Annotated in this window: 16 protein-coding genes; 7 read left to right on the forward strand and 9 right to left on the reverse strand. The window is 39.8% G+C overall.

Features of this window, described 5'->3' with window-relative positions; all coding sequences use genetic code 11:
- Position 1 precedes the first annotated feature (1 nt).
- The 5 genes from KK060_RS12480 to KK060_RS12500 all read right to left on the reverse strand — a co-directional run bounded on the left by KK060_RS12480 (position 2) and on the right by KK060_RS12500 (position 4,426).
- A complete protein-coding gene (locus tag KK060_RS12480) occupies positions 2-1,513 on the reverse strand; it encodes an ankyrin repeat domain-containing protein (protein ID WP_254154070.1) in 1,512 nt (503 codons plus the stop codon).
- Between the two features lie 571 nt (positions 1,514-2,084).
- Positions 2,085-2,687 carry a porin family protein gene (locus tag KK060_RS12485; RefSeq protein ID WP_254154071.1) on the reverse strand — a complete coding sequence of 201 codons (603 nt, stop codon included), beginning with the start codon at positions 2,685-2,687 and terminating at the stop codon, positions 2,085-2,087.
- A 254-nt stretch (positions 2,688-2,941) separates the two neighbouring features.
- Positions 2,942-3,490, reverse strand: a complete 549-nt coding sequence (locus KK060_RS12490; RefSeq protein WP_254154072.1) for a hypothetical protein — start codon at positions 3,488-3,490, stop codon at positions 2,942-2,944.
- A 175-nt stretch (positions 3,491-3,665) separates the two neighbouring features.
- A complete protein-coding gene (locus tag KK060_RS12495) occupies positions 3,666-4,076 on the reverse strand; it encodes a hypothetical protein (protein WP_254154073.1) in 411 nt (136 codons plus the stop codon).
- On the reverse strand, positions 4,073-4,426 hold the full coding sequence (locus KK060_RS12500) for a hypothetical protein (protein ID WP_254154074.1): 354 nt from the start codon (positions 4,424-4,426) through the stop codon (positions 4,073-4,075). The genes KK060_RS12495 and KK060_RS12500 overlap by 4 nt, the downstream gene beginning before the upstream one ends.
- A gap of 190 nt (positions 4,427-4,616) precedes the next feature.
- Between KK060_RS12500 and KK060_RS12505 the strand changes: the two genes are divergently transcribed.
- From KK060_RS12505 to KK060_RS12515, 3 genes are read left to right on the forward strand one after another with little or no spacing between them, the layout of a single operon-like run.
- Positions 4,617-5,144 (forward strand): GNAT family N-acetyltransferase, encoded by a 528-nt coding sequence (locus KK060_RS12505; protein ID WP_254154075.1) that lies wholly within the window; start codon positions 4,617-4,619, stop codon positions 5,142-5,144.
- Entirely contained in the window at positions 5,144-6,088 is a 945-nt protein-coding gene (locus KK060_RS12510) for a hypothetical protein (protein WP_254154076.1), read from the forward strand. Before KK060_RS12505 ends, KK060_RS12510 begins: the two co-directional genes overlap by 1 nt.
- A 3-nt stretch (positions 6,089-6,091) precedes the next feature.
- Entirely contained in the window at positions 6,092-6,886 is a 795-nt protein-coding gene (locus KK060_RS12515; protein WP_254154077.1) for a helix-turn-helix domain-containing protein, read from the forward strand.
- A 39-nt stretch (positions 6,887-6,925) separates the two neighbouring features.
- On the opposite strand, the gene KK060_RS12520 is transcribed toward KK060_RS12515, so the two are convergent.
- A complete protein-coding gene (locus tag KK060_RS12520; protein ID WP_254154078.1) occupies positions 6,926-7,303 on the reverse strand; it encodes a DUF983 domain-containing protein in 378 nt (125 codons plus the stop codon).
- A 167-nt stretch (positions 7,304-7,470) separates the two neighbouring features.
- Between KK060_RS12520 and KK060_RS12525 the strand changes: the two genes are divergently transcribed.
- Complete coding sequence (locus KK060_RS12525; RefSeq protein WP_254154079.1) at positions 7,471-7,629, forward strand: hypothetical protein; 159 nt, start codon at positions 7,471-7,473, stop codon at positions 7,627-7,629.
- A 160-nt stretch (positions 7,630-7,789) separates the two neighbouring features.
- Positions 7,790-8,266, forward strand: a complete 477-nt coding sequence (locus tag KK060_RS12530; RefSeq protein WP_254154080.1) for a hypothetical protein — start codon at positions 7,790-7,792, stop codon at positions 8,264-8,266.
- A 675-nt stretch (positions 8,267-8,941) separates the two neighbouring features.
- Here KK060_RS12530 and KK060_RS12535 read toward each other — a convergent pair.
- Positions 8,942-9,163, reverse strand: coding sequence for a hypothetical protein (locus tag KK060_RS12535; RefSeq protein ID WP_254154081.1), 222 nt, complete (start codon positions 9,161-9,163; stop codon positions 8,942-8,944).
- 502 nt (positions 9,164-9,665) lie between these two features.
- Between KK060_RS12535 and KK060_RS12540 the strand changes: the two genes are divergently transcribed.
- Positions 9,666-11,234 (forward strand): glycosyltransferase family 39 protein, encoded by a 1,569-nt coding sequence (locus KK060_RS12540; protein ID WP_254154082.1) that lies wholly within the window; start codon positions 9,666-9,668, stop codon positions 11,232-11,234.
- 335 nt (positions 11,235-11,569) lie between these two features.
- On the opposite strand, the gene KK060_RS12545 is transcribed toward KK060_RS12540, so the two are convergent.
- Complete coding sequence (locus KK060_RS12545; protein WP_254154083.1) at positions 11,570-14,047, reverse strand: glycoside hydrolase family 9 protein; 2,478 nt, start codon at positions 14,045-14,047, stop codon at positions 11,570-11,572.
- Positions 14,048-14,335: 288 nt separating this feature from the next.
- Here KK060_RS12545 and KK060_RS12550 point away from each other — a divergent pair, with 288 nt between their 5' ends.
- Positions 14,336-17,002, forward strand: a complete 2,667-nt coding sequence (locus KK060_RS12550) for a PAS domain-containing sensor histidine kinase (protein WP_254154084.1) — start codon at positions 14,336-14,338, stop codon at positions 17,000-17,002.
- Positions 17,003-17,057: 55 nt separating this feature from the next.
- Here the strand turns inward: KK060_RS12550 and KK060_RS12555 are convergent.
- The coding region (locus KK060_RS12555) for an ABC transporter permease (protein ID WP_254154085.1) at positions 17,058-19,681 on the reverse strand (2,624 nt) is incomplete at its 5' end.

The raw sequence follows: 19,681 nt of genomic DNA on the forward strand, positions 1-19,681 counted from the left end.
TCTATCTTAAAAACTCAACGGAAATGTTATTCTTCGTGAAAAACTCATTTTCTTTTGCCAGTGCATAAGCAGTCTCGTCAAACTCGGTAGTAATATCCTTTTGCGCTCCTATAGACAACAGATATTTTAGCATTGAATCGTCTTTGGAGATCATTGCTGCCTTATGCAAAGGCGTTACACCTTCTTTGTTCTTTGTGTTGACGTTGATATTCAGAGATGACAGCGCTTTTAATAATGCTACATCATTTTTAGTTACAGCAACATGATACAGCGAATTGTTTCCCGCCTGAGGTGCGGAAAAGTCGAGCTTGTTATCCTGTAGTATTTTCAATTTCGCGCTAAAGTCGTCCGGCCCTTGTCCTGCAAAACCACCACGGGCATTCTGCGGCCTGTAAGATTGAACAAGATAGTACGCGAGTGTATTACCATCCTTGTCTTTAACATTTGCGTCAGCGCCCTTATTCAAAAGCAGGGATACCATATCAGCAGAACCTGATTTTACTGCCATTGTTAATGCAGACTCTCCTTTTGTATTTACTGTATTGATGTTTTTCACCTTAGGCAACAATGTTTCTACCGCAGCAACATCTCTTCCTGCTGCAGCATTCAGCAGCGCCGTATTTCCTTCTTTATCTGTTTTGGTTACATCAACCCCTTTATCTAAAAAGTATTTAATGATCTCAGACTGGTTAGGTTTGCGAGCGAGAATGTGAAGTACTGTTTCTCCTTCCTTGTTTGTAACTGTTGGTTTTACTTTTAATTCATCAATCAAATATTGATAAATTTCAAGCGTGTTTGCTGCCCGTCGCGTTCCCTGCGCGGCGAAGATGAGGGCGTTATCTGTATATTTTACACCTTTTTGTTTCAGCGTTTTTAGAAACTGAACATTACCAGATCTTGCTGCATAATTAAAGGCAGTATTGCCGTTGGCATCGGTTTCGGTAAGCGACAGACCTTTTGAGATGAAGTAGTTGGTAAGCGTAAGATCTTTGTCATTAGGAATAGCCATCAGCAGCAGTGTTGCACCCTCTTTGTATTTTTTCTTAGGGTCGAGGCCCGCTTTAAAAAAGGATTCGTATACAGCAACGTTGCTTTGCCCGTTATTGGCCGCAAAAGCAATTGGCGTAAGACTGTGGCTATCTTCCGCGTTTATATCAGAGCCTTTTGCCAGAAGATATTCTACTATCTCAACATTACCCTTGTTTGCGGCCCAATGGAGATAAATACGACTGTCGTGCGTCACCTTCTTAATACTGTTTCCCTCCTGGTCTAAAAGAAATTTAATTGTTGCGTTTGGTGCATCGTTATTGATGGCTATAACGGTAGGATCAAAAGACATTTCATTAAACTGCGCAGGATTGTTTCCTTTTGCTATTTCTGCCTTAACAGTCTCTACCTCTGGTTTGGACTTCCAGAAGCCCTGATCGAGTAAAGTATTTTTTGACTGTGCTTTTGACATACCCCCTCCCAGTATGCAAAGCACCAGTAGAGATGTTTGGAATATTCGGATCATATAAAACGTTTAGATTTCAATCTTTAATAAAAAGTCTGCTGTTCCTGCGGCTGCCGCCTTTATCAATCCTGCGTCGAAATAGCCGCCAAATTGCCTGATTCAGCCTTAAACCTAGTCGGAAGACAGAATGCCACATTTTGCCGTAAAAGTAAGGATTTTAAACTATTTGGAATTATTCTAAACAAAGATCGACGCTATTTTTGTTGTTTTGATTCTGAAAGCAAGACACTTTTTACCCTAACTGACCTATTAGTCAGAGCTTTATAATGAGCTTAAAGGCTTCTCTTGGGATATTATAAATTGATGAGAAGAATGTAGGATGATTGAATGCTGTGAGGCGTTAACGCTAAAGAGGGGGTTTCCAAGAAAGATAGCTAAGCTGCTACTCTTTCTTATTTGAACTTTGAAGGAAGAAAGAGTAGCAATTTATTGGGAGAGTATTCTATGCTGCTAGATCGATTAGCAGCCTGAGTATACAAGGGTATCAGTTTTAACTTAATTATTAGTACAATACCATAACAGGACCGGTAACGCCTTAACAAGTTAGATACTGTTACAACGGTCCGGTTCACTATTGAATAAAATAATAATTGAGGGATAGCGAAAGCACATTACTTCGCGCAATTTTCAAACGATCCGTTAAATTGTTATTAATATCACGCGACGTAAATTCATCGTGGTAACGAAACCCGAAGTAGTTACGTAGAGATACACCTAGGCTGCTGACAGGCTTTACTTCTATACCCAGTGCTACCCCGTAATCGAACTTTTTACTAAGAGAAGGTTCATCAAGGAACCACTTAGAATCTTCGTGAATAATATAGTTAAATTCAGGGCCCAACTCCAGACTTACACTATTAGTAAACGCATAATTAACAAGTAGTGGCAGCGAAAGCTGATTTAATTTTAAATAGAGGTCAGTATCTTTAAAATTTGCCCCATCATTAGAGTATAGCAACTCTGCACGTAAATTCCATTTGTCTTTGAGATTAAACAATGCGTGTACACCTGCCCTGAAACCAGTACGAGCTTCAAACATTTCAAAATCAGAGCCTTCATTATCCAGTGTAGACCGGTTAATGCCTGCTTTTATACCAAATTTCGTTGCCTGGGCACTACAAATCAGAGGTACAGTTAGTACTAAAACAATAAGTGTGAGGGTATTTAATTTCATGATTTATATAGTTAGATAATTGATTGCTTGACTCGTTATGATACTTCTTCTAAAACTTCATAGCTCACGAAAATAATAGAAGAGCGAAAACGTCCGGGTAGGTAGAAGAAAAGCGAAAACCCTTGTTTCAATAATATTCAAAAGGTAGTTCACTGTCTGTTTATTTCATTGATCTTTTGGATAGACAAAGATAGAAGATTTGTAACGGAAACACGCATTTAAAATATCAAAATCATTTATACAGAAGCGTGTCCTTATTTTAATTCATTAAATGATTCCCTGCCAGATAAAAGTGCCAAAACATCGGTCAGATGTTTACTCTCTTGTAATCCTTTTAAAGGAGATAACTTTATAAGTTTCCTTATTTTATTCAACAATTCCGTATTCACTGTTATGTCAGGGTGGTCTCTTACATGTATCTTTACAGCAATAGCAGTCTTTAAAACACTTGCCTTTACCCTTAAGGTCTGCGGTGAATATCTTCCAGGATGCACATGGACATACTTGTCTTTTTCTTTTCCTTCCCGTAAAACCCATATCGAACCATCTGACAAGGTCAATAAACGGAATCCGTCGTTCTGATTAAGCCATTCGAGATAGACGTTCTTCTCTAACAAGCAATTTTGTTGTAGGTATTCAATTATTTCATCGCTGATTCTATCGGGTGATAGCAGACCGTGGTAAAGGTCCATTTGCGAACCACCTATCCGTAGTAATTGCGGTTCTATCTCCTCCATCGTGTACCCCCTGATGGTATTTTTTATATAACCGAGATGATGCTTTATAGCGTGGAACAGAATCAAGCTGAATGTATTTTGTTGAAAGTTAGATCGCGTAGCGCACAACTTCAATAAGATACTCGTTTTGTACGTGTCAAGAATAATTAAGGCGACCGATGAATACACGTTCACCGTATCGCCTTAACCTTCAGGTAAAAATATTAACAGAAGTCGTTATGATACTGAAGTCGTTAGGATACTAATGACTACCAGGAGCGTTGATTTTCACAGCATCTTGTACGAATACAGGCTTTACATTTGCACGTGCCGCTTTACGGCCCCGAAAGAACATATAGAGATTGAAGAATAGCATGAGCCCCAGGTAAATAGAAAAACCTCCGATCTTTTTACTGAGAACTTCAACAACCGCTTGTGCTGAGCGCAGCTCGAAGCTGATCTCAAGTATCCAAAGTGCAAACCCTACATTGAGCAGGTAAAAGCCTACTTCAAAAAGCTTATTTGTGGCCATTGCTATTTCTGTTTTACCATGAAAGATATCGAGCATAAAAATCCTTCCGTTCTTAAAAAGGGTATGAGCAACATACCAGGTCAGCACGATGGTAACAGGCAAATAGATGAGGTAAGCGAAAAGAACGTGTGATGTATTCATATAGTTACTCTTTTGGTGTTATTCAATTTATTCCATAGAATGACTACGGCTATATTAAAGAAGTGCATGGTTCCCAGCGTAAGCATGATCGTTCCTACCGATGTTGACAAGGCCGATATCAAATGATGCAGTGTCCTCATAGGAGGATGGTTTGTAAGCATGATGAAGACATAGCCGAGATTAACAAGGTAGTATCCCGTTAATAAGATTCTGTTTACTGCATTGGTCAGGTCTTCCCGTACGAGCATTTGAATCAGGAAGTGCCTCCCATTTTTAAACAGTACCTGTCCTACATATAGAGTAATATAACCCGTTATAAGAAGATAAAGAATTAATCCGGCTATTTCCATAAGCTAAATTTTAATTTTACCTGCTAACGCTGCCCTACATTGTATTGTACGAAACAGTCGATCTTTTGTTTCTAAACTTTCAAACTTTTTTGAAAGTACAGTAACATACGTATAATACATCCAGGATACTCATCACCTTTTGCAAGTTTTTTACACCAAAAGAATGACTGAGATTCATTAGGATTGCAGTATGAAATACATTGAGATATTCGGTAAGAATGCAATTACCTTAAGATCACTTCAAACGAGCATGGCCAGTGATATAGCACTGCAAGCAAACGATCCGGAAATTAGTATGTATTTAAGAGATGTTTTTCCCTACCCCTATTCTGAGGACCACGCCCTTGGATTTATCAATATGGTAAACAATACTTCTAAAGATCCGACGTGGGCAATATATTATCAGAACAACTTTGCAGGAATAATTAGCCTTACATTGCAGCACGATATTTACCGGCATTCTGCAGAAATCGGCTTTTGGTTAGGCAAACAATTTCACAACAAGGGTATTATGACGGAGGCCGTAAATCTTGTATGCAACTATTCCTTCAGCGAGCTGAATATCTACAGGATTTATGCAGGTGTATTTGAACCAAACGCTGCATCAAAACAAGTTCTGCTAAAAAATGGATTTGAAGTGGAAGGAATCAGAAAAATGTCGGTACTTAAGAACAAGAAATTTCTCAATGATTTTTTAATGGCTAAAGTGCGAACCTAATGGACAATAGCATATCAAAGATAATAGAAGCAAAGGTTGGCGTTGATGTAGTAGATCTGCTAGCAAACAAACTATCAGGGTCAGCGTTGAACACCCTGCTACTGGAAGTATTCAGGGAGAGAACTGCTACACTAACTGCGCCAGACCTTCTTAATCTTTATGAGAAGAACCGCTTCACGCAACCTGCAGAAACAGACTACATCAAGTTATTAGAGAAAATGTGTGACACGCTTAAATTCTTTTCATCAAGAGGGTTTGAAGTGAAGCACCTGTCACCCCTTGTTCCATTAGGAACCTGCTCTGCTGTAGGTATGGTAAACCAGGATAAAGTTGTGTCTTCATTGCGTGGTACAGAAGTACTATCAGATGCTACCAACGCGCTGGCACTCGAAATTGCATCAACCAGGAAAAAGAGTAAGTCTAAGAAGGAGAAACATAGAACGATAAAATGTTGTGCAGTACAACGGCATGTCAGAGCACAGCTGATGAACATTAAGGGCTTTGCGCCACACTTTACCATCGGTTGCCTTGTAACATCTGGTCGTGATGCAGGGGACTATACCTTTGAAAAAGCAGCGATAGCCGATCATATACTTACATTATCCGTTGTACTTAAAAACCTTTTCAACGTTGAGGACCTTTACGTCAGGCTTCTGAATAGAAAGAATTATGTGCAACCAGACTTCCTGACAAAGATTGCATCGCATTTAAACACAGAAGCCCCTGATATAGCGATTCAAACGGATGACCATGCGAAGGACAACAATTATTATCAGGGCGTTCAATTTAAAATTATGATCAGAAAGAGCGGACGTGAGCTGGAAATTGCTGATGGCGGCTTTGTTGATTGGACACAGAAATTGCTAAACGACAAAAAAGAACGATATTGTATTTCAGGATTTGGTTTAGAACTACTGAACCGGTTAGAAGAAGGTTTAATGTAAAGCATGAAGAAGGTAATATTCGAAAGTGAGTCGGTTGCTTTTTTAAAACTTGCCTATCCGCAAGCCGACCTCAGATGGCTTGTAGAATATTACTTTGAAGTTGACAATGGCGAGAAACCAACAGAAATTTTAGGATTACCTTCCGTTAACACCTTGTTGGCTTTTCACCTGAGGCAACCCGGCGCGAGTATTAACGAGCGAACGGGCACTACGATCAGGCTTCCTCAAATTGCATTGCTAGGGAATACAACTGATGCATTCACGGGGTTATATCCCCGGTCTAGTAAGATTTTCTATGTGAAGCTCAAAGCAAATGCAAGGAGTTTGATATTCAACTATCCGGCAGCAGAAGTACTCAATAATCAAATTGATATTTCTCATAAATTAAAAGGCTTTTCATCGGATCAGTTCCTTACACTGGCAACGTTTCAGGAACGCGTCTGGACCATTGAAAATTATCTGAAAAAATTTTGTCTTTCCAATATCTTCACCTATAAGCAGAAGCAGGTTGCCACGATGATCAATCAACTCAGTAATTCAGCTTATACAGAACCTGAAAGTATTGAAAGGCTTTGCGCTAGGAACAATATAACGTATGCCTCCGCTAGGCGCTATTTTCTTGAAGAGCTAGGTGTTTCTCCGAAGTTCTATCAGAAAGCCTTGCGTTTTAAATCGGCGCTTAAATCCTACAAGGTCCAAGGCTACAAATTCAATGCTTTTGATTTTGGATATACGGACTTCTCACATTTCTGCAAGGATGCGAAGGATCTTTCCGGAAGGCAACCATCGTTGCTTTAGTACAAGATCATTGTTTTTTTTGTCGGAACCATAATTAATCTATGCCTTCCTGGTGTTGGGGTTGTACTTTGCGAAAAGATTAATCCATGCAAGTCTTGACCACCTAAAATTGAGTGGTAAGATGACAACTGCGCCTACAATCATCCAAATCACATAAGTCCATGTATCAGGATTTATTGTGTATCTTAATACAAGGTAGACAGCGACAAAAACGGCCACCTGTATGGCGTAGCTAAAGTACATTGCGCCAAAGTAAAATGACGGTTCCTGGATGAAGTCAAAGCCACATACGGGGCAATTTTTATGCATTTCTCCAAACTTAGAACTGAGTGTACCGTATTTAAACATATCACCTTCCTGGCATTGGGGGCATTTTTGATGGATAATGCTGTATAATTTAGTTCCTTTATTAATCATAACGGTTGCTGTTTAATCTTACTAATAAACGCTAAACCGGGACCAAAGGAAAAGGACAGATTAGAGAATAAATGGGAGAATTTATCGAAACGAGGACTACTCAGGCGACTGGCAACGATTTTTCCCGGTTGGCTTTAAAGTGTTAACGTTATTACTATAAACCTTATATGATAATATTACTTATAGATGTATTCCTCAATGCATTATTGTACCATGCGAAAGCTGAATACAGAATCGTGTTTGTTGTTCTAATAACAGCGGTTATCATTGCAGGAGCTGTGATAACAATTATAAATAATGCAGCGTACGTAAGATCGTTTACATAGTACGGGTGTGAACTACCGGGAAGTCTAGATAAAAGAGCCTGCATTACATAGGCTCTTGATTAAAAAAATTGCAGGCGTTAATGGCTATCAGGACAAATATTCTGGCATACAGCCAAATACTTTATTTTGAATATATTGCTTCAAAGTATTACCTAATAAAATGAAAACTAAACTCGCACATCCTTTAGCGTTAACCCTTATATTTTCTCTAACCCTGATATCCTGTAGTAAGAACCAAGAAACAGACAAAGAACCATCACTTTCTCTTGAGGGCACGTGGGAACTATTATCAGAGACAAAAATTGAAAAAGGAGACACGACTTTTTCACCCGCAAGTGCGAATCAACGGATGATCAAGATTATTAACAAAACACATTTTTCCTTTTTACGACATGATTTAAACGCCGGAAAAGATTCCAGCGCGTTATTTGTGGCAGGTGGTGGAACGTATCAACTCAATGGCAACACCTATACTGAGAATCTTGAATTCTGCAACTTCAGGGAATGGGAAAACCACACCTTTACTTTTACAGTTAACGTAGTTAATGATACGCTTGTACAACAGGGTACTGAAAAGGTTGAAGGTTTAGATATTGAAAGAGTGATTATTGAAAAGTATAAGAAGGCGGGAAAATAGTTGTAGTGTAATAGTACATCTATTATCACACCTAAGTTTTCACTCTATTTTCGGACAAGAAGTGTGATGGTATGCACCATCCTACTTCTTGTTCTACTTTTTAATCAGGCGATCAATAGCCCAGGTGTTGTATCCTTCAAAATGCAGCAGTACAGCAAAGAAGGCTACGTGAATCAGCTGCGATGGCAATGCCTCCCAATTCTCCAGCATACAAGTACCAAATATTAATGAAATTATTACTATTCCACCGGCGATCAGGGAGGCCCTGGTGAACAATCCCAGGATAAGAAGTACCCAACTAAAAATTCAGCTATTGGTAGTATATAACTATAAGGCAACACCAAGGCTTGGGGCAAAAATGACTTCTCGAAGAGTCCTACCATCCAATTACTGAAGGCATTGAGTTTTGGCAATCTTGCAAGTCCGTGCCCAAACATGCTCATTGCAATTGCAAGTCGCATTAATAAAAACGCTGTTGAATTCATAATTCTAAATTAAAACGAACCAACGTTTAACACAAGGCGTGAGGACTTTGAAAACTCAAATTTGAATTATCCGTTATCATTTTTCCCATACAAAAAATACAGAGCTTCCCCCTTGTGGCGTCCTGAGAAATGAAGTGATTATAAAAAAAAGCCGGATTTGTCCGGCTTTTAGTGTTATAGTGGTAACTTGTTAGTCGCCAGGTGAGCTTTGCTTACCACCACCGGTGCTTTTTTGAGAGACATCGGTTTTAAGATTGCGCCTTGCAGGATTGTTAGCAGTTTCAGGATCTAATTTATCGGTATCTGTCTCTGATTTTATCCTTTCATTTTTTGCATTATCAATTGCCTGCTGATGATTAACAAAAGATGTCCCGCTATTCTTATCTACTGTTGTTTCATTTTTATTATCCATAGCTTTAAAATTTATTTACAACTTGATTGATACCATATAAAGATAATTGTGCCAAGCAACAGGTGTATCCATTAACCCTCTCTACCAATGGCAGGTTAATCCGTTAATGCTATCCCTGCAAAGACCTTTAATTTTGTTTTTCAAGACACCATTCCAATCGAAATTTACAACTCCTTAAAAGATCGGTTTACTGCGGATAAAGCAAAAGTTACCGCTAAAGGGAAAGTTGGAAACTACATTAAATCGCTTTGCGATCATTGAACAGGAATCATCGTTGTACATTGTTAGCCGCGCGAAGGAAGGTTATGTCTTCTTTTTTTAATCAACTCTATTCCATTAACTTTTCCAATGGTTCAGCAGGATAATCAAATTGTTTGAGCAGGAGAACAGATAAAATTGAATAAAACATTATAAGACACAAAAGAGTAGATGAAGCTGCAACCAAACCTTAACTTTAAGAGTCATTATACTGCTTCTGTATAAAGAAGGTTCAAAATTAGCTATGAAAGTAAAAGAAGAATTGAATAGCCCCAGTGGGCAAAGATCAACCAAAACAATCGTACTCATTTCCTTCGTTATCCTGAAGTTTCTGCTCCAATACCTTTTGTTAAGTCCGGAATATGATTTGCAGCGAGACGAATATCTTCACCTTGACCAGGGTGACCACCTGGCGTGGGGGTATTTATCCGTTCCGCCTTTTACCTCGTGGAATTCATTACTTATCAAGTTGCTTGGGGGCTCTGTTTTCTGGGTTAAGTTTTTCCCGGCATTGTTTGGAGCGTTAACGATGGTAGTTGTATGGAAGACGATTGAAGAGCTTAAGGGTAACCTGTTCGCCTTAATACTCGGCGCTACCTGTGTCTTATTCTCTGTGCTTCTGCGGTTAAACATGCTGTACCAACCAAACTCCTTTGACGTTCTCTGCTGGACTTTTGTTTATTTTATCCTTATCAAATACATAAATACTGAAAACGTTAAATGGCTCTTTACAGGGGCAGTTGTATTTGCTCTAGGCTTTTTAAATAAATACAATATTATCTTTTTAGCCATGGGTGTGCTGCCAGCTCTCTTGCTCACCCCTCAACGAAATCTATTAGCCAAAAAGGCATTTTATATTGCGGCACTACTGGCTTTGTTACTTGTATTGCCGAATCTTATCTGGCAATACCAGAATAATTTTCCCGTTTTCCATCACCTTAAAGCATTATCAGAAACACAGTTGGTACATGTTGACCGATGGATATTTCTGAGGTCGCAATTGCTTTTCTTTATCGGATCGACTCTTGTAATTGTGGCTGGTTTATACGCGTTGCTTTTTTATGCACCTTTTAAGAAGTACCAACTCTTCTTCTGGTCGATTCTTTTTACGTTAATCGTTTTTCTTTATTTCAAGGCTAAAGATTATTATGCGATAGGTATATATCCCATTTATATCGCATTTGGTTCTGTGTATGTTGCTAATATTTCAAAAGAAGGAAGGTCACGAGTTCTACAACCAATAGCGCTGGCGATACCATTGTTATTTTTTATTCCTATGTATCGGTATGCGTTCCCGAATAAGAGTCCGGAGTTTATTGTTAATCACCAGGAGCGATATAAAAAGATTGGTATGCTGCGCTGGGAGGATGGCAAAGACCACGAACTACCGCAAGACTTTGCTGATATGCTTGGGTGGAAAGAGCTCGCCAGAAAAGTAGATAGGGTGTATTCGAATTTTAAGGAAGCCGACAAAACCTTAGTTCTCTGTGATAATTATGGTCAGACAGGAGCAGTAAACTATTATACAACCAAAGGAATAAAAGCTTCGTCCTTTAATGCGGACTACGTAAACTGGTTTGACTTAAACAAAAAATATAATCACCTTATCCGAGTGATTAACCGCTCGGAAAGGGAAAGTGAAATAAAGGAACACAGTCAGTATTTTGAGCAAGTAATAACTGTAGATTCTATTGCCAATCCTTTCGCACGGGAATATGGAGCCGCTATTGTGCTGTTCTTGAATGCAAAGGTAGATGTAAACAAAGCGGTTATGCAGGAAGTGGAAGAGGTGAGAAATTGGAAAGGGGATTAGTTAAATAAAGTTCGAGGTTCTAGGTTGGGGTTCGTGGTTGTTAAAGGTTAAAAGTTACAGCTTAAAGGTTAGGGGTTCGGGGTTCAAAGTCATTAGGTATTGGGCATGGGGTATTGGGCATTAGGCATTAGGTAATGGTCATTAGTCAATAGTCATTAGTCAATGGTCAATGGTCATTAGTCATTGGGCAATAGTCAATAGTCATTGGGCAATAGTCAATAGTCATTGGTTGGGCATTGGGCAATGGTCATAAGTCATTAGTTGATGGTTATTAAGTTGTGTTGTGCTTTGTCAAATTGAACATTGTTACTTGTCAACTACTTCGAAGGCTATGCTCAATGGGAAGAATCATAAAACAACTGGTCTATTCGTTTAAATTGGTAGCCTTTGCTTTTGAGGTGTTTTATGAGTTGGGGTAAGTGGTTGTAGAGTTTATCTTTTCGGCGCGGGTCCGTGCCTATGTGTATCAACATAATACTTCCGTTCAGGCCATCGTCTGCTTCTTTTTCGTAAAGTGTTTTAAGAATAGTATTGCTTGATTTGTATGCAGTACCCATTTCAGGGTAAGTGTAATCTGCGTTGGTTGTAAGGCCCGGAGTAAAACTAATAAGCTGTATCCCTTCTTCGCTGCACCACGAGGCAACTGCGCTGTTCCACCATTCGTAAGGAGGAATAAAAAGCTTCTTCGCGTTTTTTATTTCCAGAGCTTCCATCTTTTGATAATTCGTTTTCAAATCATTTATCATTGAATCCTTACTCACGAGAAGGCTATCCCTGTTCATCCAATCGTTGTACAACAGGTGCTTGTCGGAGTGCGGACCGAAATAGTGTCCGTCACTCATAAGATTTTTAATAAGCGGTTGTGCTTCCTTGTTTTCGTATAACCGGCCTGTGAAGAAGAAGCCCGCTTTAACACCATTTTGCTTTAGTGCTTTTGTAATGAAGGACAAACCATCAAAGTATGTGTCTCCCGTAAATACCAATGCTATGTTTTTTGCCTTGTCGTTTCCTTTGATCAACGCTCCAAGCGATGTAGTATGGCCATGTAGTTTCTCGCCCTGCTTTGCAGCGAGCAAGTAAATGAGTGATGCCGTTCCATCCATTGTAGGTTCGTTGGTGCTATAATCTCCATAATCATCATGATAAACAGCAAGGTCACTTTGAAAAGAAGCGTACTCGTCAGGGTCATTAAGATGGATGCCAATAAGACTTTTGTATATGCGTGTATAAACAGGCCCATCTACAAGACCTCCATCAATCGGATAATTCTTAAGACGCGTAAATGCAGAATGCGGGTCTACAGGAGTATCTCCCCATGATGGTAGTCCATACACCATTGATGTGCCCCAGGGGTTGCAACCGAACAGCCAGTCTACGTTAGCCTGTTCCAAGGCTTCAAATTGTTTATCTCCTGTCAATTGTTTGTACCAGAAACACTGAATAGCAAAAGAAGTTGTAAGGTTGTTGCTACACCATATAAAAGGCACACCACGCATGAAGGCGTTCTTACTTGCTTTTTCAAATACCAATTGTATTCCTTTTCTGTAATAACTTATGATATGCTCTCTTTCCTTCCCCTGTAATTGCTTTGCGAGCTCATAATGTCCAATATTGATAAAAGGGTACCATTGATAATGGCTTGCGGTATCAGCGCCAAGCCATGGTGTTTGCGGTTCCTTGTCGGCATATTCTTTTGCTTCTTTTAAATAATTGACTGAGGCAGCTGCGAGTTCCATATCATCAACCCAGTTATCTTCAGCATAGATATAGGGCGATTTAACTGAAACAGTTTGTGTTACTCCCGGCTTTTTCAACGCATACTGATAGGCTGTCAAGGATCTATCTTTAAGCTTCTTACTGTAGTTGCTGTTATACTTTTCGAAAATCTGTGCGCCCAATGAAAAGGCACTGCTGAGCTTTGCCGCAGTTGAGGATGTTCCTTTTGTGTTATTCAGAAATTTTCCCCGTTGTTGCACTTCACCATTAATAAAATAAACGGGACGTTGATAACCCTTTCCATATACGCTGTCCATTTTGGGTATGCGCATGCTGTAGTGATCACGGTCGTCACCGATCTGATTAAACATAACGTCTTTGTCAGGATGCATTTTCAGGAGCCAGTCAAGCCCCCACTTAGCCTCATCGAGTACATCCGGGTGTCCATTTCTTCCGGCCAGACCATTGGCTTGCTTCTCATCTTTAAAAGCAATTGGGAAATCGCGATACGCTGCCAACAAGTGATAAGTAGCATTGGCAGAAGTAGTAGCGTATTGTAGATAATCGCTTGCATCGTGCCAGCCGCCGACAACATCTGCATAAGTGCTGTCTTTTATTCCCGCTTGTTCTCCATACAGAACATAACCGTCATGGGTATGACAACTGTCTTTCAGGTAAGGATTAAAGCCTGTTCGTTGCTGCCTCATGTAGCGCAGGCAAAAGTCGGCTGCGCCATCATAAACATTTTCTCCGATTGTGAACGGTGGTGATTCGGTGCCATTTACCCTGATCTTAAATCTTCCCAATGTTTTGAAATTTGTGAAATCCAAACGATAAGTTTGCGGAAATGGACCATAGGCACCAAAGGGCTTACCTGCATTTCCGTTATACACAACTTTATTTGAAGCAACATCAACTATTTGAAACTCTTTGATTGCTTCATCTTTAGCCGAACACCATACAGCATTTTTCGGGTTTCCAGGCCGGTAACCTAGTTGATTGATCCTAATCCAAGCATGCGGATCCGGCGTAACATCATGTGCTTTTAAATTGACCTGGCAAAAGAAGATCAGTGTAAGGGGTATGCTTTTTATCATTACAAACAACTATGCTTTGTTTGAAAGGTAGCCAACTTTATTAAACAACAACGCACCAATTATCATAATCACTGATTTCAGTGATTTACCCGAAAGATTTTAATCGACCTAAGCATTGTCACATATTACAAACCGGTTTGCATTTTCTCTTAAATCGCGAGAAATCAGGGAAGCAGGAGAAAGAGAACGAGTCCATTTTCAATCCGGATTCTTTGACTATATTTAAGACCCCTTAGCAATGTTTCATTTAATGAACCTTCCACGAGGGTTTCTAGTTTTTATTGCTTCATGGGTGGCGAAAAAAAATTAAATCACAGCATCTTCGAAAAACGCTTCAAAAATCTTTTTGCCGAAGCTCCCTTTTCCGCAGCTTTATTATCAGGTGATGATTTTATTATTGAAATGGTGAATGAGGAATCATTAAAACTATGGGGAAAAGATAATGACATTATAGGTAAACCGTTTCTTCAAGCGATGCCTGAGATGATTGACCAACTGGTTTTTAAGAAGCTACAGGAATCATATCGTTCAGGCGAAACGTATGAAGGGAAGGAACATATTGCATATTTAAGAGAAGGTGAAACGGTCAAAAAGGTTTATGTTAATTTCACCCTTAAGCCCATTCGAGACGATGACGCGAAGATAACAAGTATACTCGCTGTTGGTTACGATGTTACTGACCAGGTTACTGCACGCCAAAAACTAGAAGCTTCAGAAGCAAGGGTAAGATTAATTATTGATTCAGTAGGTCTGGGGACATTTGAAAAAGACTTACTCACGGATGAAACTACTGCTTCTCCAAGATTCAACAGTATATTCGGTTATACTTCAACGGTGCCTCATGAAGAATATCAAAACCGTATCCATCCCGAGGACACAACAATAAGAGATGAAGCGCAAAGGGAAGCATTAGTAACAGGAAAACTATTTTATGAAGCCCGATTACTGTTTCCTGATCATACTACACGTTGGATAAAAATTAACGGTCTTTTTCTTTATGATGAGGAAAAGAAACCAATTCGGCTTATCGGAACAGCGTTAGACATCACTGAAGAAAAACTTTCTCTTCTGAAATTACAGGAGAGCGAAGAAAGATTCAGAACCTTGATAACAGAAACACCAGAAGTTGGTGCAGGGCTTTATATTGGCAGAGAGCTTCGCATTCAATACGTGAATGATGTGATGCTTAAGTTCTGGAACAAAGATCAGTCGATCATTGGTAAAACAATGGGCGAGGTATTGCCGATTCCTGAAGGACAACCATTTCTGGATCAGTTTGCCAAAGTGTTTGATAGCGGGGAGGCGGTGATTGGTAAAGAAGAAAAAGCGTATCTCGAAGTAAATGGAAAGACTCAGCCCACTTATTTTAACTACACCTATAAACCGTTAAGAAACCACTCGGGGGATATTTATGCGATACATCACATGGCTGTAGATGTAACTGCACAGGTAGAAAATAAACTGGCACTTATAGAAAGTGAGGAATCGGTACGGAGGCTATTTACCCAGACGCCTGTGGGATTGGGTGTATTTAAGGGACGCGAACTAATCATTGAAATGATTAACCCCAGCCTGCTCACCTATTGCAATGCGAAGTATGACGAGGTGATCAACAAACCTTTATGGCAAGCACTTCCTGAACTTAAAGAACAAGGCCTTGATAAAATTGCACAGCAAGTTTTTGAAACAGGCGTACCTTTTACTTCCCCGGAAACTACAATAAGTTTTAAGCGAAATGGAATAACGGAATCACTGATTGTTTATTTCGGCCTACAGCCTCAAAAGGACAGCCATGGAAATATCGTTGGACTGCTTGTAATTGCCAATGATATAACTGACCTGGTTATTGCGCGAAAGAAGGTAGAGAAGAATGAAATGCGCTTGCAAGATCTAGCCAATTCAATGCCGCAGGTTGTATGGATAGCAGAAGCCGATGGAAGGGTAACATATTACAACGGCCAGGTTACTACATTTGGCGGCGTAAAAAAAGAAGGTGATACGTGGATATGGGAAGGTACCGTACACCCGGAGGACAGTGATCGAACAACCAAAGCCTGGCGAAAGGCCATACAGGATATAACGTATTACCAGGTGGAACATCGTATCCTGATGAATGATGGAAGTTATCGCTGGCATCTGAGCCGCGCCTTTCCTTACGAACGGGAAGAAGGAATCAGGTGGTATGGGACAGCCACTGATGTTCATGACCAGAAAATACTTGAGATGAACCTTGAGAATATCGTTAGAGAAAGAACTTCCGAGCTTGAGCGTTCCAACGAAGACTTGCAGCAATTTGCGCATGTGGCCAGTCATGATTTAAAAGAGCCTGTCAGAAAAATTAAAACCTTTGCCTTTAAGCTCCAGGATGAATTTAAAAAGGAACTGAATGACAGGGGCAATAACTTTATCAATAAGATTATCCGTTCAGCAGACCGTATGTATTCCATGATCAATGGTGTGCTTAAATACGCATCAATGCCTCATGCGACCTCAGCGTTCGAAAGTGTTGATTTGAATAATGTAATTAAAAACATAACCAATGATTTAGAGATCCTCATCGAGGAGAAAAACGCCAAAATCTTCTACACGAACCTTCCGATTGTTCATGCTATTCCGGACTTAATCCATCAATTATTTTATAACCTTATCAACAATTCGCTAAAGTTCTCTAAAGCCAGTGTGCCATCAGAAATACAATTGCAATGCACGGAGGTGACAATTGAAGAAAAAGAATTCTATAGAATTACTGTTTCAGACAATGGAATAGGCTTTGAAGATCATTATGCAGAACAAGTCTTCCAAACCTTCTTCAGATTAAACTCTAAAGATAAATATGAAGGAAGCGGTTTGGGACTGGCTCTCTGCAAAAAAATAGTTGAAAGACATCATGGTTTTATCAGTGCTACAGGTGAACAGGATAAAGGGTCGGAGTTTATCATTACATTGCCCAAGTAAACGTTCACACTTCTGCCTAACTTTAATGGCTTCAAGTTAATGTTTGGCAATACTGCTATTCATCTTTCAGGCATTTGACGGGATTAATACGTGCAGCCTTGAATGCCTGCGCTCCCACGGTGAGCCATGCTATCAGTAGCGCCATAATGCCGGCGAAGGAAAAGTACCACCATTCTAAATCAATTTTGAAGGCGAAATCATCCAACCATGTTTGCGTTAAGAAATAACTTAAAGGAAGCGCAATGACGATAGCCATAAAAACAATTTTAGTAAAGTCGCCAGAGAGCAACGAAATAATTCCGAATTCACTTGATCCGAGCACTTTTCTTATCCCGATCTCTTTTAGTCTTCTTTCAGCAGTAAAGGCAGCCAGACCATACAAGCCCAGACAAGAAATTAAAATGGCAAGTGCAGCGAAGTATTTAGAGAGGGTGCCTACCCGTTGTTCTGCGACATATTGTGATTGATATTGTGCGTCAAGGAATTTGAAATCAAACGAAAAGCCTGCATTGAGTGTTTTATAAAGCTGTTCAATTTTAGCAATAGTAGCAGGCTGATTTTCAGCTTTGAGCTTAATCATTACAATGTGGGTATCACTGGGTGCGAGCCTGAAGAAAAGCGGTTTATAATTTTCGTGGAGCGATTCGTAATGAAAGTCTTTAGAGACACCAACAATCGTCCTATCAGAACCCCAAAGTGTAACGTGTTTGCCAATTGGGTCAGACATGCCCATGAATCTAATTCCTTCTTCACTTATAATCAGTGATGCTGTATCTGCCGGGAAATCGCGGGAGAACGTTCTTCCTTCTGCCATTTCGATATTAAGCGTTTGGAGCAGATCGTAACTGACCGACACATTTTCAAATTCAGTTCGATCGTCGGGATCTTTACCTTCCCATGTAATACCAAAAGTACCGCTGTTGTGCCCCGCCATGTTATGACCAATACTTGAGGCATTCTCTACCCCTGGAATTCTTTTTACTTCTGCGAGAAACGTTTCAAGTAACTGAGGCTCCCAGAGTTTACCCTCCCTGTTAAAGAAAAGAACATTAGCGCGATCGTATCCCACAGGCTTTGTCTGTATGTACTCAATTTGCTTATAAACAATCATTACAGACGCAATAAGTACAATGGATAATACGAACTGAAATACTACAAGACCTTTTCTTGCCCAAACCTCGCCAAAGGAAAAATTAAGTTTGCCTTTCAGAACTGTGGCGGGATTGAAGCCAGACAAATAGATAGCAGGATAACTGCCTGCAAGCAGGCCAGTAATCAGCCATACTATGGCAATAGCAGATAGTACCGGGAGGGTGAAAGATAGCGACAGCTGCTTCCCGGTTATATCATTAAACTGATCGAGCAAAATATCAACGAGTAAAACAGCCAACGCCATGCACAAGAAACTCATCAACAATGATTCTCCCATGTACTGCATTACCAGTGTTCTTCTTCCTGCACCCACAGCTTTTTTAATACCAACTTCTTTTATTCGTCGGGAGGCCTTTGCCGTGGAGAGATTCATAAAGTTTATACAAGCGATAATGAGGATAAAAACTGCAATGACAGAAAAGAGCTTAACATACGTAATTCTTCCGCCTACGAGTACACCATTTTCGTACTTCCCATACAAATAGATGTCAGAAAACTTCTTCAAGAAAAGCGTTCGGTGCGTGATTTCATTGTTTGTTTTATTGTGCACGTACATGGCAATTTTCTTATTGAACTCGTCAAGATCAGTTCCTTCTTTTAATAGTACATAAGTACCTATACCCGTGTTGCCCCAACTTTTCAGGCCAGGCATTTTATCCAGTAATTTTTCAAAGGGGATAAGGAATTCGAATTGCTGCGTTGCGTTTTTAGGTACATCCTTAAACACTCCTGCAACCGTATAATCATCTTGAAAGCCCGCTTTGATCACTTTTCCAACCACGTTTGTTGAGTTAAAAAAATTAAGTGCGAGGGATTCAGAAATGACAATTGAATTTTTGTCGTTCAATATTTTCTCTTTATTCCCTTCCATGATGGGGTAAGAAAAGATCCGGAAGAAATCTTTTCCTGCAAACCGGCCCTCTACTTTTAACACATCGTCGTCTACAGAAAGTGTTGTCGGGTTATTTCGGGATACGGCGCAAGTATATTCAACTTCGGGCATGTCCTGGGCAAGCGCTTCAGCCGTTGGGCCTGAAGTGTTGGGAGAAGTCCATATTCCGTCTGCCTTTACGCGATGTTCCATGGCATAGTAAATCCGGTCGTCATGTTCGTGAAATTTATCAACGGTTAATTCATTCTGAACCCACAGATATATCAGTAATGTGCAGGTTAAACCAATAGACAATCCTACCAGATTGATAAAGAATGTGCTCTTAAATCTTTTAAAATTCCGGAAGATCAATAGCAGGCTGTGACGAAACATAGCATTAAAGTTAACGAAGTTAATTATTGAATTTCTTAATCCGCGATGCGCTGATAACACCCGTGAATCATGAAGAATCAATAACAGACGTAGTGCCATTTTCTGAAAGTTCGTTTTTCGTACAAATTCGAATAAACCTTTAATGTTTTTAGAAGAAATGCCCATGAATAGAAATTGAACTGTCCAGAATTGGGCACTTTGTATGGAATTGCGCGGGAGGTAGAATACCTTTGTATGTGGATTGTAAAAAGCATGGCTAAAAC

It is taken from the genome of Chryseosolibacter indicum, from assembly GCF_018598585.1.
Taxonomy (GTDB): Bacteria; Bacteroidota; Bacteroidia; order Cytophagales; family Cyclobacteriaceae; genus Chryseosolibacter; species Chryseosolibacter indicus.